The sequence below is a fragment of the Thiocapsa bogorovii genome (assembly GCF_021228795.1).
Lineage (GTDB): Bacteria > Pseudomonadota > Gammaproteobacteria > Chromatiales > Chromatiaceae > Thiocapsa > Thiocapsa bogorovii.
Genome location: NZ_CP089309.1, coordinates 4580039 through 4594612 on the forward strand (window position 1 = coordinate 4580039; position 14574 = coordinate 4594612).

General features: G+C 61.6%; 13 protein-coding genes and 5 tRNA genes. 17 read left to right on the forward strand and 1 reads right to left on the reverse strand.

Annotated features, from left to right (window positions below; genetic code table 11):
• The first annotated feature begins 62 nt into the window (after window positions 1–62).
• The 7 genes from LT988_RS20320 (at window position 63) to LT988_RS20350 (ending at window position 7920) form a co-directional block, all read left to right on the forward strand.
• Window positions 63–1850 carry a tetratricopeptide repeat protein gene (locus LT988_RS20320; protein ID WP_232407320.1) on the forward strand — a complete coding sequence of 596 codons (1788 nt, stop codon included), beginning with the start codon at window positions 63–65 and terminating at the stop codon, window positions 1848–1850.
• A complete protein-coding gene (gene ispE, locus LT988_RS20325; protein WP_232407321.1) occupies window positions 1847–2719 on the forward strand; it encodes a 4-(cytidine 5'-diphospho)-2-C-methyl-D-erythritol kinase in 873 nt (290 codons plus the stop codon). The genes LT988_RS20320 and ispE overlap by 4 nt, the downstream gene beginning before the upstream one ends.
• Window positions 2720–2784: 65 nt before the next feature.
• Window positions 2785–2859: transfer RNA gene (locus LT988_RS20330), tRNA-Gln, on the forward strand.
• Window positions 2860–3077: 218 nt separating this feature from the next.
• Entirely contained in the window at window positions 3078–4031 is a 954-nt protein-coding gene (locus LT988_RS20335; protein ID WP_332460496.1) for a ribose-phosphate diphosphokinase, read from the forward strand.
• Between the two features lie 274 nt (window positions 4032–4305).
• Window positions 4306–4926: a 50S ribosomal protein L25/general stress protein Ctc gene (locus tag LT988_RS20340; protein ID WP_232407322.1), complete on the forward strand. Its 621-nt coding sequence runs from the start codon at window positions 4306–4308 to the stop codon at window positions 4924–4926.
• Between the two features lie 177 nt (window positions 4927–5103).
• Window positions 5104–5691 (forward strand): aminoacyl-tRNA hydrolase, encoded by a 588-nt coding sequence (pth, locus tag LT988_RS20345; RefSeq protein WP_232407323.1) that lies wholly within the window; start codon window positions 5104–5106, stop codon window positions 5689–5691.
• Window positions 5692–6420: 729 nt separating this feature from the next.
• A complete protein-coding gene (locus LT988_RS20350) occupies window positions 6421–7920 on the forward strand; it encodes an OmpP1/FadL family transporter (protein ID WP_232407324.1) in 1500 nt (499 codons plus the stop codon).
• A 130-nt stretch (window positions 7921–8050) separates the two neighbouring features.
• Here the strand turns inward: LT988_RS20350 and LT988_RS20355 are convergent, their stop codons facing one another.
• Window positions 8051–9388, reverse strand: coding sequence for a UDP-glucose dehydrogenase family protein (locus LT988_RS20355; protein WP_232407325.1), 1338 nt, complete (start codon window positions 9386–9388; stop codon window positions 8051–8053).
• A 241-nt stretch (window positions 9389–9629) separates the two neighbouring features.
• Between LT988_RS20355 and LT988_RS20360 the strand changes: the two genes are divergently transcribed.
• From LT988_RS20360 to rplJ, 10 genes are all read left to right on the forward strand, one after another.
• Window positions 9630–9714 (forward strand) — tRNA-Tyr (locus LT988_RS20360).
• A gap of 183 nt (window positions 9715–9897) precedes the next feature.
• Window positions 9898–9971, forward strand: a tRNA-Gly gene (locus LT988_RS20365).
• A gap of 23 nt (window positions 9972–9994) precedes the next feature.
• Window positions 9995–10070: transfer RNA gene (locus LT988_RS20370), tRNA-Thr, on the forward strand.
• A gap of 94 nt (window positions 10071–10164) precedes the next feature.
• Window positions 10165–11355 (forward strand): elongation factor Tu, encoded by a 1191-nt coding sequence (tuf, locus tag LT988_RS20375; protein WP_232407326.1) that lies wholly within the window; start codon window positions 10165–10167, stop codon window positions 11353–11355.
• A 75-nt stretch (window positions 11356–11430) separates the two neighbouring features.
• Window positions 11431–11506 (forward strand) — tRNA-Trp (locus LT988_RS20380).
• A gap of 49 nt (window positions 11507–11555) precedes the next feature.
• Window positions 11556–11933, forward strand: coding sequence for a preprotein translocase subunit SecE (secE, locus tag LT988_RS20385; RefSeq protein ID WP_232407327.1), 378 nt, complete (start codon window positions 11556–11558; stop codon window positions 11931–11933).
• 2 nt (window positions 11934–11935) lie between these two features.
• Complete coding sequence (nusG, locus tag LT988_RS20390) at window positions 11936–12469, forward strand: transcription termination/antitermination protein NusG (protein WP_232407328.1); 534 nt, start codon at window positions 11936–11938, stop codon at window positions 12467–12469.
• Between the two features lie 155 nt (window positions 12470–12624).
• The gene (gene rplK, locus LT988_RS20395; RefSeq protein ID WP_232407329.1) at window positions 12625–13059 is read left to right on the forward strand and encodes a 50S ribosomal protein L11; all 435 of its coding nucleotides are present in this window, start codon (window positions 12625–12627) and stop codon (window positions 13057–13059) included.
• Window positions 13059–13754 (forward strand): 50S ribosomal protein L1, encoded by a 696-nt coding sequence (rplA, locus tag LT988_RS20400; RefSeq protein WP_232407330.1) that lies wholly within the window; start codon window positions 13059–13061, stop codon window positions 13752–13754. The genes rplK and rplA overlap by 1 nt, the downstream gene beginning before the upstream one ends.
• A gap of 267 nt (window positions 13755–14021) precedes the next feature.
• Window positions 14022–14549 carry a 50S ribosomal protein L10 gene (gene rplJ, locus LT988_RS20405; RefSeq protein WP_232410624.1) on the forward strand — a complete coding sequence of 176 codons (528 nt, stop codon included), beginning with the start codon at window positions 14022–14024 and terminating at the stop codon, window positions 14547–14549.
• The last annotated feature ends 25 nt before the right edge of the window (window positions 14550–14574 follow it).

Genomic DNA, 14574 nt, shown 5'->3' on the forward strand with positions numbered 1-14574 from the left:
TCGTTATACTGGGCTCTCACGATCACAATCGCCGTTCGATTGGCTCTTGCCGGATCAAATCCATGCCACGCTCGTTTTTGCTTTCAGCTGTCGGCGGTTTCTTCGCCGTTTCGACGCTCACGTTCGCCGGGGCGTTTGCGCAGACACCGGATCCCGCGCCGCGTATGGCGGCGATCTCTCCGCAATCCTCGGGCGCCGCCGAGGCGCCTGCCCATCCCCACGAGGCCGCCGCATCGGTTGCCTTGGAGGGGCTGACGGCCGATCAGGTCTACGCCGTCCTGGTTGCCGAGATCGCCGCACGTCGTGGCGACATGGACACCGCCTTTACCTCCTACATGGAGGCTGCGGATCTGACGCGGGATCCCCGCTTGGCCGAGCTGGCCGTGCGTGCAGCCATCAATTCGCGCAACGACGCGGCGACCGAGGAGGGCCTGAGGCGGTGGCTGGAACTTGACCCGGAATCGACCGGAGCGCATCAGATCGGCGCCTTCTCCCGGATCAAGGTGAACGACCATGAAGGGGCGCTCCTGCATCTGATGCGCCTCGTGCAGCTCTCCCCCGAGGACCCTGAAACGGCTTTCGGTCATGCCGCGGCGATCATTTCGCGTGCGCCGACCGCCGAGGCCCGTGTCGGATTGATGCAGGCGCTGGCGGACCAGTTTCCGGAGAGTGCATACGGGCAGCAAACGCTCGCGATGGTGGCGGCCAGCGCATCCCAGCTGGAGATCGCCGATGCCGCCGCGCGTCGGGCACTCGAGCTGCGCCCGGAATGGAACAAGCCGAGACTCTTTCTCGTGAGATTGCTGATCTCGTCGGACAAGCGCGGCGAAGCGCGCTCCTTGCTCGAGGAGTATCTCGCAGGCAGCCCGGACGATCAGGCACTTCGGATGCTGTACGGCCAGTTCCTCGTCGAGGAAGAAGAATTCTCCGGTGCGCGCGATGTCTTTCAGCGGCTCCTCGACAACCGTCCGAAGGAGCCGGACGTGCTCTTCGCCGTCGGGGTTCTGTCGTTGCAGCTCGAAGACACGGACGCGGCGCGGATCTACTTTACGCGTCTTTACGAGACCGGGGAGCGCCGCGACGAGGCCACTTTCTATCTGGGCCAAGTCGAGGAGCGTGCCGAGAACAACGAAGCCGCTCTGGAGTGGTACGCCAAGGTCGAGGGTACGAATGCGGTCGATGCGCGGATCCGCACTGCGTTGTTGAGCGCGAAGGGCGGCGACGTTCAACGCGCGCGCGAAATCCTCCAACAGTTGCGCGACCGCGGGCCGGAAAACGCCGTCTTGGTTTACCTCGTCGAGACCGAGATTCTGGAGTCGGTGGGTCGCACCGACGAGGCAATGGCCGTCTTCGACAGCGCGTTACAGGTCTTTCCGGACGACGAGAACCTGCTGTATGCGCGCGCCCTCTCGGCGGTCAAGCTCGATCGGATTGCCCTCGCCGAGCAGGATCTTCGGCGGATCATCGAGATCGACCCCGAGCATGCCGATGCCCTGAACGCGCTCGGCTATACCTTGGCGGATCGAACCGACCGCTACGCGGAGGCCAAGGGTTATATCGAGAAGGCCTATGCCCTCAAGCCGGAAGAGCCGGCGATCCTCGACAGTATGGGCTGGATCAATTACCGGCTCGGCGATTACGAGACCGCGGTCGATTATCTGCGGCGTGCGCTCGAACGCATGAGCGACGGGGAGATCGCCGCGCACCTCGGCGAGGTTCTGTGGGCCATGAATCGCCGCGAAGAAGCCCTCGAGGTTTGGGAGGCGGCGGCGAAGGAGCATCCGGATCACGACTATCTCAAGGCCGTCATGGAGCGGCATCGTGCATCCGGCGACGAGCCGACCCGATGAGCGGGTCTTTCACCGGAGCGCCGTCCGGCGAATCGGTATGGCCCGCGCCCGCGAAGCTCAACCTGATGCTGCGCATCGTCGGGCGTCGGCTGGACGGCTATCACGAGCTGCAGACGGTGTTCCAATTCATCGACCGCTGCGATCGGCTTCGACTCGAGGTTCGCGAGGACGGGTTGGTCAGCCGTCTCGCCGAGGTCCCCGGCGTCGCACCCGAGGATGACCTCACGGTTCGCGCAGCCCTTACCCTCCGGGAGGCGACCGGTTGCCGCCTCGGGGCGAATATCCGATGCGAGAAGGTGCTGCCGATGGGTGGCGGGCTCGGCGGCGGAAGCTCCGATGCTGCAACCACGCTGGTTGCGCTCAATCGACTCTGGGCAACGGGTCTCGACGAGGACGCCCTCGCGGAGCTGGCCTTGCCTTTGGGCGCCGACGTGCCTGTCTTCGTGCGGGGATTCGCGGCTTGGGGGGAGGGCGTCGGCGAGCGTCTGACGCCGGTGGAGTTGCCCGAGCCTTGGTACTTGGTGTTGTCTCCTCCGTGCTCGGTGTCGACGAGGGATGTGTTTACGCATCCTGAGTTGACACGCGATTCAGCGCCCGCCACACTAGCGGACTTCGTTGCGGGCGACGTCGTGAACGACTGTTTGAGCGTCGTGAGGCAGGAATATGCGCCGGTTGCAGCAGCACTCGATTGGCTCTCGGGCTGGGGAAACGGGCGGTTGACCGGGACCGGGGCTTGTGTGTTTGCGACCTTCGAAGACCGCTCCGAGGCCCAGCGAGCGCTTGAGGCGTGTCCGCCCGAGATGCGCGCCTTCGTCGCGCGGGGGCTGAATCGCTCGCCGCTGTTGGCGCACATGGACGCACTGACTTGATTGAACCTGGACTCTGCGTTCTGCTTCGGGGCACGCGCGCGTCTTCGACATCGAGTTCATTTTTTTGGGGCGTAGCCAAGCGGTAAGGCACCGGGTTTTGATCCCGGCATCCCCAGGTTCGAATCCTGGCGCCCCAGCCATATCTTGACGGGCTCGACTGCGCGGCACGTGCTCACTGGCTTGACGTCGTCCTCCCGTCGTTGTCGGGTGGCGGCCGAGCTTAAAGGCCTGTTTTGCGTGCGCAGTGATATTTCACGGGGTCGGCCAATGTCGGACGCGCGCTTCCGCCGATGAGTTGTCGTTCTTCATTCGGGGCTCGGTTCTAGAATCCCTCCAGCGAGACGTCAGGAAATTGCCAGTGCCTGCCAGCCATTTGATGGTTTTTTCGGGAAATGCCAATCCGGATCTCTCGGTCGAGATCGCCGGCTATTTGAGCGTCCCGCTCGGTAAGGCCGTCGTCGGTCAATTCAGCGACGGCGAGGTGATGGCCGAGATCCAGGAGAATGTGCGTGGACGCGATATCTTTGTCGTCCAGCCGACCGGCGCTCCGACGAACGACAATCTGATGGAGCTGTTGGTGATGATCGATGCCCTGCGCTGGGCGTCGGCCAAGCGCATCACCGCGGTCATCCCTTACTTCGGCTATGCTCGGCAGGATCGCCGGCCCCGATCCGCGCGCGTTCCGATCACGGCGCGCCTGGTCGCGAAGATGATCGGTCAGTCCGGGGCGGATCGCGTCCTGACGGTCGATCTGCACGCAGACCAGATCCAGGGTTTTTTCGACATCCCGGTCGACAACGTCTATGCCTCGCCGATCCTATTGGGCGACGTCTGGCGGAAACGCTACGACGATCTCATGGTCGTCTCGCCGGACGTCGGCGGTGTGGTGCGGGCACGCGCGCTCGCGAAGCGGCTCGACGATGCGGATCTCGCGATCATCGACAAGCGCCGGCCGCGGGCCAACGAGGCGAAGGTCATGAACATCATCGGCGACGTTCGGGATCGCTCCTGCGTCATCGTCGACGATTTGGTCGATACGGCCGGCACCCTGTGTCGAGCTGCGGCGGCGCTGAAGGAGGCGGGTGCCTGTCGGGTCGTCGCCTACTGCACGCACGCGGTGCTCTCGGGGCCCGCCGTGGACAACATCTCGGTCTCCCAACTCGACGAGCTGGTGGTGACCAATACCATCCCGTTGCGTCCCGCGGCGAAGGCTTGCCCCAAGATCAGGCAGCTGAGCATCGGCGAGCTACTTGCCGAGACCATGCGGCGCGTCTCGAACGAAGAGTCGGTCAGCTCGCTGTTCGTGGACTGAACCGCGTCCAGAGCGACATGCGGCGTTTTCATTCATTGCGCGTTTGGCTTCGGCGATATCCTCGATCCCAGTGACACGCGGGTTAGAGTTTAATGTCTTTTAGTATGTTGAACCGAGCCGGCACCGACGACTGCCAGAGCCGGCGCGGACAAACCGCTCCAACACACGATGCATACCGCACCGAGCGCGGTTCAGCATCCATTGATTCCAGCGTCGCGGTCCTGGTCGCGGGAGCCGACGCTTTTTTGTTGTCATCATCAACCGGAGAACGCCGATGAGCGTCAGTTTCGAGATCAACGCGCAGCCCCGCGCACTTGCAGGAACGGGTGCGAGCCGCCGCCTGCGTCGCACCGGGCAGGTGCCTGCCATTGTCTACGGTGGTCATCAGGAGCCCGAGATGGTCTCGGTCGGCCATAACGAACTGCTCAAGCACCTCGAGCACGAGGCATTCTACTCGCACGTCCTGGATCTGAAGATCGGGGAGCGCTCGGTCAAGGTCGTTTTGAAGGACCTGCAGCGTCATCCCGCGAAGCCCTTCGTGCAGCACGTGGACTTCATGCGAATCACCCAGGACGAGAAGCTTCGCATGAGTGTGCCCCTGCATTTCATCAACGAGGAGCGCTCCAAGGGCGTGAAGATGGGCGGGCAGGTGTCCCACAACATCACTGAGCTCGAGATCGTCTGCCTACCCAAGGATCTTCCCGAGTTCATCACCGTGGACATGGGCGAGTTGGAGATCGGTCAAATCGTCCACCTGTCCGATATCTCGATGCCCGAGGGTGTCAGTCTCGCCCATGCCCCCGATTCGGATGAGCCCGTCGCCATGATTTACGGTCCGCGCGGTGGCGGCGACGAGGAGGAAGGCGAGGGCGAAGGGGAAGAGGAAGGCGTCTGACATCCCGGGATGCTTTTCGCGGATGACGCCCGTGCGGATTCGCCGCCCCGACCGGGGCACTTTCCACGACCACCGCAGATGCGAGGGCTGGCTCCCCGGCCTTGGATGCTTGTGTAGAGCCTCCGGGCTGCGCCGGCCCTCGCCGAGGGACGGGCGGCTCTCGGTCGGTGGCTTGCGGTGAGCGCGTCTGTCGGTATCCGTCTGATCGTCGGGCTCGGTAATCCGGGCGAGCAGTACGAGGCGACGCGTCACAACGTCGGCTTTTGGCTCGTCGATCGGGTTGCCCGTGACTTTCGCGAAACCTTCCGCGCGGAGCCCAAATTTCAAGGGCAGCTCTGTCGAGTCAGCGTCGCAGGCTCGGACCTCCGCCTGCTCAAACCGATGACCTATATGAATCATAGCGGTCGCTCGGTTGTGGCCGTTGCGCGCTATTTCGATATCCTGCCGGAACAGATCCTAGTGGCCTATGACGAGCTCGATCTGCCCGCCGGGCGCGTCAAGCTCAAGCGGGGCGGTGGTCATGCCGGCCACAATGGGATGCGCGATACCATCACGGCCCTTGGAAGTGCCGATTTTTGGCGTCTGCGGATCGGTATCTCACATCCCGGAAACAAGGCCCAGGTCGTCGGCTATGTTTTGGGTCGCCCGTCCAAGGAGGAATCCGAGGCGATCAACAGCGTGCTGGATGACGCCGAGCGCAGTTTGCCTGAACTGATCGCCGGTCGTTTTCATCTGGCGACGAACCGCTTGCACTCCACGCCCTAGCCAGCCAACTCCGGCGGCGTGCTGGATCGCGCCCTGACCGAGATCCGCATTCGCTTGATCTCGGGCTCGGCAAACCCGGCGAACAGGACGTCGCAGCCACAACGGCGTTTGCCGGCAGGTCGACCACCCGGGGAAGGAATTCCGCGGGTTGCTCTGCGCCGAGCCAGCATTTCAAAATTATCCCCCGCTGCATCCGGGTCGGAGATTCCGATTTGTACCTTCACAAGCCCATGACCTAGATCAATCAAACCGCTTGAACCTTGGCGGTGGTTGCTCGCTGATATTCCATCGGTCCAGAGCAGACTTTGAGCGCACATCATGAGCAGGGCCGCCTGGTCAGCGTCCGATTTCAACGTTCGATGGACCCGCTCCATGCATCGGGACGGGGTCCATTCTGACCGGGAGGGGCGATCATGTCCGCGGCGAGTTGCCAATTCAGCGTTGACAAAGCGCAATCCCCGGACGAATATTCAGTTGGATCTTCGTGGTTTCCATACATGTTGTGTAGATCCAACTGGGCGACCGGGTCCGCCTTCTGCTGCGATCCCGTTGCGTGGAGTTGGATCCCGCATCCGGTATCCGCTCGAACCATGTCGGACCGCATCGAGAAGTCGGGAGATCGGGCTTTGTTGCGGAAGGCTTGGATCAGTTTCCAACGAGTTCTAAACGCAACAAATACAATTCGAAATATGCCGTTCACGTTCGGCATGCCAAAAGGGGGAGGACAGTATGCACACATTCTCGAGAGTTGGTTGGCCGCTGAAAGTCGCAGCCATCGCTTGCGCGTCGCTGCCGACATTGGCATTTGCAACCAACGGGTACTTTTCGCACGGTTGGGGCACCAAGTCCAAGGCGATGGCTGGCGTCGCGACAGCGTTGCCGCAGGATACCCTCGTCACTGCGACGAACCCGGCGGGTATGGCGTTCGTCGGCAACAGTCTCGATATTGCAGTGGCGTTCTTTAGTCCCTCGCCTCGGGGATACGATGCGAACAACGACATTACCTTCGACCAAAACACGGGATTCCCCGCCGGACCTTTCATCACCCCCGGCCGATACGACAGCGAGAATGACTGGTTTTTGATCCCGAGTTTTGGGTACAACTACGAGATTGATGCGCAAAGCACGATCGGGATCAGCGTCTTCGGCAATGGCGGCATGAACACCGATTATCAGGATCGTCCCGTTTTTCAGAATTTCGCGGCGGCGCCCAATCAACTCGCAATCGGTCCTGGGATGATGCCGCCTCCAGGCACGATCGCGAGCCCGAGCGGACTCCTGTTTACGCAGACAAATCCGCCGATGCCTGTGACGGACGCAAGCGTTCCGCCTCCGCCGAACGGCAACAATGCCAATCCGGGCGGTTATCTGACAGCGACGACCTCAACCGGGGTCAACCTTGAGCAACTGTTCATTGAGTTTCCGTACACGTTTAAGATCGGGAACGGCAAGCAATCGATCGGTATAGCCCCTGTTTTCGCGATGCAGAGCTTCAAGGCTAACGGATTGGAGCCTTTCCGGGCTGCGTCCGTGAGTCCGAGCGACGTCAGCAACAATGGCGTCGATTGGTCTTACGGCGCGGGTTTGCATTTCGGATGGTACGGGGAGGTCAACGATCAGTTGGCGCTTGGCATGTCGTACCGTACTCAAACCTGGATGACTAAGTTCGACAAATATAGCGGACTGTTTGCCGACGGCGGAGAGTTCAACATTCCGGCCATGTTGAATCTCGGACTGGCATACAAGGCCAAACCGAACCTGACTGTGGCCTTTGATTATCAACACATCTTTTACAATGAGATCGCGGCAATCTCCAATTCGAGCGACAAGGATCTGACTCCCTGTTTCACCGACGGACCCAAGCCATCGTTCTGTCTTGGTGGGGATGACGGGCTCGGCTTTGGATGGGACAGCATGGATGTTTTCAAGCTCGGCCTCCGCTACGACCCCAATGAGAAGCTGAGCCTGATGGCCGGCGTGAGCTATAACACCGAGTTTGCCCCTGGCCGGCAGGCTCTATTCAACATCCTCACTCCTGCAACCGTTCGTTGGCATCTGACGGTGGGCGCGGCGTATCGTTTTACGGAGAAAGACGAATTCGCCTTCTCGTTCTCATACATGCCGGAGGAAGAGGTGAACGGTACGAGTCCCAGCATCACGCAAGGCCAGACCGGATCTATCTACATGCAGCAGATGGACATCCAGATCGGCTGGAATCACCGCTTCTGATCGCTCGCTTGGACTGATCGCGCGCTGCGTTGCATGATCAGACATCGACGGCCCCCGCGGGGGCCGTTCCCCTTATGCATTCTTCCAAAAAGCCTTGCCCATATGCCTGCGCTGTGGCTGGGCGGCCGTCTCACCTTGCACCCGTTGGTGCCCTGCCGATGGAGATGTAGTCCAGTCCGGCGGCGGCGATCTGTAGAGGGTCGAAGATGTTGCGCCCGTCGAAGATCGCCCCGGCCTTGAGCTTTTCCTTGATCATTCGGAGGTCCGGACTGCGGAACTGTGACCACTCGGTCAACACCGCAAGGGCGTCGGCGCCCTCGAGCGCCGACATGGCGTCGTCGGCCAAGACCATATCGGCGCGTTCCCCGTAGATGCGGCTCGTCTCGGGCATGGCGACCGGGTCGAATGCGCGGACCTTCACGCCGGCGGCCCAAAGCGATTCCATCAAGACTCGGCTCGACGCCTCTCGCATGTCGTCCGTGTTGGGCTTGAAGGAAAGGCCCCAGATGGCGATCGTGCGTCCATCCAGGTCGCCGTTGAAATAGTCGGTGATCTTTTTGAACAAGAGATCCTTCTGGCGGAAATTCACGGCCTCGACGGCGGCCAGCAACTGCGGGTCGTAACCTAAGCTGCGCGCCGTTCGCTCGAGTGCGCGCACGTCCTTCGGAAAACAGGATCCCCCGTAGCCGCAACCGGGGTAGATAAACTGGTAGCCGATGCGCGGATCCGAGCCGATCCCGACGCGGACCTTTTCAATGTCGGCGCCGACCGCCTCCGCGATATTCGACAGCTCGTTCATGAAGCTGATCTTAGTCGCCAGCATGGCGTTGGCGGCGTATTTGGTCAGCTCGGCCGAGCGCACGTCCATCAACATGACGCGGTCGTGGTTACGATTGAAGGGGGCGTAGAGTGCGCGAAGCAATTCGCCGGTGCGCGGGTTGTCCGTGCCGACGATGATGCGATCCGGGCGCATGAAATCGTCGATCGCGGCGCCTTCCTTCAGGAACTCGGGATTGGACACGACATCGAATTCGACGGTGCTGCCCCGGGCCGTCTGTGCGTCTTGAACAGCGGCGGCCACCTTGTCGGCGGTGCCCACGGGCACCGTCGATTTGTTCACGATGATACGGTAGCCGTCCATGTGCTCGCCGATACTGCGTGCGACGGCGAGGACGTACTGTAGGTCGGCCGAGCCGTCTTCATCCGGCGGCGTGCCGACTGCGATGAATTGAAACAGCCCGTGCCGCACCCCTTCCTCCGGGTCGGTCGAGAAGGTGAGCCGGCCGGCCTCGCGGTTCTGCTGGATCAGGTCATCGAGTCCTGGCTCGTAGATGGGCACGCCTCCGCTGTTGAGGAGGGCGATTTTGGCAGGATCGACATCGATGCAAAGGACGCGATTGCCGACCTCCGCAAGGCAAACGCCAGTGACCAGTCCAACGTAACCGCTGCCAAAAATCGTAACGTCCATTCTTTTCGTCTCCGGGCGTTTTGAGTCGAGTCTTCTCGGGAGTATGGGGGATCGGAGGGGCGGTCCGCAGCACCGCGCTCCGCATCCCAAGGGACTATTGTATATCCGCCGACATCCGTTCGCATGAGGACGATTGTGCTTCGGCGTCGGTGCGTCTGTTGTGTCAGGCGAGAGCGATGCGTGGCCGTCTATGTTGGCTTGACGCTGATCTTTTCGCCCCATATACTGCGTCGCTCTTTACGGAGGGGTTCCCGAGCGGTCAAAGGGATCAGACTGTAAATCTGACGGCTCAGCCTTCGGAGGTTCGAATCCTCCCCCCTCCACCAGATTTTACACGGTTGAAGATGTTTTCGAGGGGCGGCGAGCTGGTGTGTCGTCGCGGCGAAAACCGGAGATCACCCGGATCTCGGTCACGTAGAGTGCAGTGTCTCGGCAGGCGGTGGGTTGCGGTGATGGGTTAGGTCCCAGTCGCGCCGGCCGTCGACCCCGTTGTTCGGCGTGAGAGCGCTGCGGGTGTAGTTCAATGGTAGAACCTCAGCCTTCCAAGCTGATGGTGTGGGTTCGATTCCCATCACCCGCTCCATTGATAGAGTGAGCTTTGCGATCGCCCATGTAGCTCAGTTGGTAGAGCACACCCTTGGTAAGGGTGAGGTCACCGGTTCGACTCCGGTCATGGGCTCCACTTTCGTTATTCGAGAACCAGTCGTCGGTCTTGGATCGTCGTATCGTTAGCGTCCAGCGCGACTTGTCGATTTGAACCATGCGGGGAGCCGTTCATGTCCAAAGCAAAATTCGAGCGCAGCAAGCCACACGTGAACGTCGGCACGATCGGCCACGTCGACCACGGCAAGACGACCTTGACGGCGGCGATCACGACGCACCAGTCCAAGCAATTCGGCGGTGAGGCGCGCGCCTACGATCAGATCGACAATGCCCCGGAAGAGCGCGAGCGCGGGATCACGATCGCCACGGCGCACGTGGAGTACGAGACCAAGAACCGTCACTACGCCCATGTGGACTGCCCCGGCCACGCCGACTACGTGAAGAACATGATCACGGGTGCGGCGCAGATGGACGGAGCGATTCTGGTGGTGAGTGCCGCGGACGGCCCGATGCCGCAGACCCGCGAGCACATCCTGCTGTCGCGTCAGGTCGGCGTGCCTTACATCGTGGTGTATCTGAACAAGGCCGACATGGTTGATGACGCCGAGCTGTTGGAGCTGGTGGAGATGGAAGTGCGCGAGCTGCTCTCGAGCTACGACTTCCCCGGCGACGACACCCCGATCGTGACCGGCTCGGCGAAGCTTGCCCTGGAGGGCGACACCTCCGAGATCGGCACCCCCTCGATCGACCGTCTGATGGAAGCGCTCGACAGCTACATCCCGCAGCCCGAGCGTGCGGTGGACGGTGCCTTCCTGATGCCGATCGAGGACGTCTTCTCGATCTCCGGTCGCGGCACCGTGGTGACCGGACGCATCGAGCGCGGCGTGGTAAAGGTGGGCGAAGAGGTCGAGATCGTCGGCATCAAAGACACCGTGAAGACCACCTGCACGGGTGTGGAGATGTTCCGCAAGCTGCTCGATCAGGGTCAGGCCGGGGACAACGTCGGCGTGCTGCTGCGCGGTACCAAGCGTGAAGACGTCGAGCGTGGTCAGGTCCTGGCCAAGCCCAAGTCGATCAACCCGCACACCCATTTCGAAGCCGAGGTGTACGTGCTGAGCAAGGAAGAGGGCGGACGACACACTCCGTTCTTCAACGGTTATCGTCCGCAGTTTTACTTCCGCACCACCGACGTGACCGGCGCCTGCGAGCTGCCCGAGGGCATCGAGATGGTGATGCCCGGGGATAACGTGAAGATGACGATCAAGCTGATTGCGCCGATCGCCATGGAAGAAGGGTTGCGCTTTGCGGTACGCGAAGGCGGCCGCACCGTCGGTGCCGGCGTCGTCGCGAAGATCATCGAGTGACACGGGTTGTCGCGGCTCGGAGGGCAGTGCTGATGGGCCTGCCCGACAGATCCCGCGACTGATCCTGATTGTTTTAGGCCAGTAGCTCAATTGGCAGAGCAGCGGTCTCCAAAACCGCAGGTTGGGGGTTCGAGTCCCTCCTGGCCTGCCATACAACCCATCGCTCCGTTAAATTTATCGCTCAGGCGACACCCGATCTCATGAATTCACGTGCAGAGGCCCGAGGGGCCGGCTTGGACACTGCCAAGCTGGCAATCGCCGCGTTGTTGCTGGTCAGCGGCATCTTCGCCTTCTATTTTTTCGAGGGCTTTTCGGTTCTGCTCCGTGTGATCGGGCTGTTGGTGATCAGCGGTGGCGCTGCCGCTGTTGCTTTGCAGACCGAGCGCGGCCGAGCCTTGTGGCAGTTCGTATCCGATGCGCGCATGGAGGTTCGAAAGGTCGTCTGGCCGTCGCGTCAGGAGACGCTGCAGACGACGCTGATCGTCATTGTGATGGTCCTGATTGTGGGCGTCATCCTCTGGCTCTTCGACATGATGCTGATGGCAATTCTCAGATTCCTCACCGGCCAGGGGGGCTGAGTATGTCCAAGCGATGGTATGTCATCCATGCATACTCGGGCTTCGAGGGGCAGGTGAAGCGTTCGCTTGAGGATCGTGTCAAGCGTGCCGGATTGGAAGAGTTGTTCGGCTTGATTCTCGTGCCGACCGAAGAAGTGGTCGAAATGCGTGGAGGCCAGCAACGCAAAAGCGAGCGCAAATTCTTCCCCGGCTATGTTCTCGTGCAGATGGAGATGACGGACGAGACCTGGCACCTCGTCAAGAGTGTTCCCAAGGTCATGGGCTTTATCGGTGGTACCGGGGATCGCCCGGCGCCGATTCCGGATTCTCAGGCCGATGCCATCCTCGTACGCCTGCAGGAGGGCGGCGAGAAGCCACGGCCGAAGGTGCTTTACGAGCCGGGCGAGGTCGTTCGCGTTGTCGATGGACCCTTCACCGACTTCAACGGGGTCGTCGAGGATGTCGATTACGACAAGAGCCGCGTCAAGGTTTCGGTTCTCATCTTCGGGCGCTCGACTCCTGTCGATCTTGAGTTCGCTCAAGTCGAGAAGGCCTGATCCGCGATTCGCGGACGATCACGGGTGTCTTGACGCCGAGCCCCGTTTACTGCCGCCGCCGTTCGCGTGGCGGCGATACCGAGTCCCGTTGAGGGACCTTTGTCGGGGGAGCCGAGACCCGATCTGCGGCGCTATCACCCCACTGGAGAGAAACCATGGCGAAAAAGATCAACGCCTATATCAAGCTGCAGGTCAAGGCCGGCGAGGCGACCCCAAGCCCGCCCGTCGGTCCTGCGCTTGGTCAGCACGGCGTCAATATCATGGAGTTCTGCAAAACGTTCAATGCGCGTACGCAGGAGCTCGAGAAGGGGATGCCGATCCCGGTTGTGATCACGGTTTATTCGGATCGCAGCTTTACCTTTATCACCAAGACCCCGCCGGCCTCCATTCTTCTGAAGAAGGTCATGGGACTCCAGAAGGGTAGTCCGAATCCGAACACCAACAAGATCGGTGTGGTGACGCGCGAGCAGCTCGAGCAGGTCGCCACCGCGAAGATGCCCGATCTGACCGCTGCGGATATGGACGCGGCCGTTCGCACCGTTGCGGGCAGTGCCCGTGCGATGGGGCTCGATGTCGAGGGGGTGAACTGATGGCTCGTCTATCCAAGCGCATGCGCGCAATTCAAGAGCGCGTGGAGCGCGGCAGACTCTATCCGGCGGAAGAGGCATTCTCGCTCCTCAAAGAGTTGTCGCAGATCAAGTTTTCGGAAAGCGTTGATGTTGCGGTAAACCTCGGCGTCGACCCGCGTAAATCCGATCAGGTCGTGCGCGGCTCGACTGTTTTGCCGCACGGGATCGGCAAGACCGTCCGCGTGGCGGTGTTCGCCCAGGGTGCGTCCGCGGATGCTGCAACCGAGGCCGGCGCGGATCGTGTGGGTTTCGATGATCTTGCAGAAGACATCAAGGCCGGCAAGCTCGATTTCGACGTCGTGATCGCCTCGCCGGACGCGATGCGACTGGTCGGGCAACTCGGCAAAATCCTCGGCCCCCGCGGCTTGATGCCGAATCCGAAGGTCGGCACCGTGACGCCTGATGTCGCCGAGGCGGTTCGCAATGCGAAGGCCGGGCAGGTGCGCTACCGCACCGACAAGGCCGGCATCATCCATTGCCCGCTCGGCAAAGCCGATTTCGAGCCCGTGAAGCTGCGGGAGAATCTCGAGGCGCTGCTGGCGAATCTGATGAGATCCAAGCCGAGCAGCTCCAAGGGCGTGTACATGCGTAAGGTCACGGTCTCGACCACCATGGGCCCGGGTCTGACCGTGGATCACGCGGGGCTGAGTTTATAGTTTGATCTCGCGGGGGCTTGTGCCCTGCGAGCTCAGGTCTTCTTTGGGGCCCCGGCCGATGCCGGGGGCCGTCAAAGACCGCAGGTGTCTTGCGCCCTATAAGGATTCGGTGCGGTGGACTTAATGGCTCGCCTGCCTGCGCAGACGGTGCTCCCGAATCAGTCGTTTTGCTGGTGAAGGTGCACATGATCGCCCGAGAGTGCGTGCTGGATGCGCGTCCTCGACGGCTCCGGCTCAGGCCGGGTTTACCGACAAGAGGTGACGAACATGGCGCTCAGTTTTGCGCAAAAGGAAATCATCGTCGCCGAGGTCGCGGAAGTCGCCAAAGGTGCCCATTCGGCCGTCGGGGCCGAGTATCGGGGCTTGACCGTGGAACAGATGACACGGCTTCGCGTGGAAGCGCGCAAGGCAGGGGTCTATGTTCGCGTCGTCAAGAACACCTTGGCACGACGTGCGTTGCAGGATACGGACTTCGCGTGCATGAGCGAGGGGCTGAAAGGCCCATTGGTACTCGCCTTCTCGCAGGAAGACCCGGGTTCCGCTGCGCGCGTCATGGAAGCCTTTGCAAAGGACCACACCAAGGTCGAGGTGCGACTGGTCGCCCTCGGAGGCAAGCTGCTTGATCCATCGGAGCTCGGCAATCTCGCCAAGATGCCGACCCGCGATCAGGCGATCAGTTTGCTGATGGCCGTGATGAAGGCGCCCGTGCAGAAGCTTGCAGCGACGATCAACGAGGTGCCGGGCAAATTGGTCCGCACCATCGCCGCGATTCGCGACGCGAAAGAGGCCGCTTAGGCGGCTGCGTTTACCAGCAATCCCA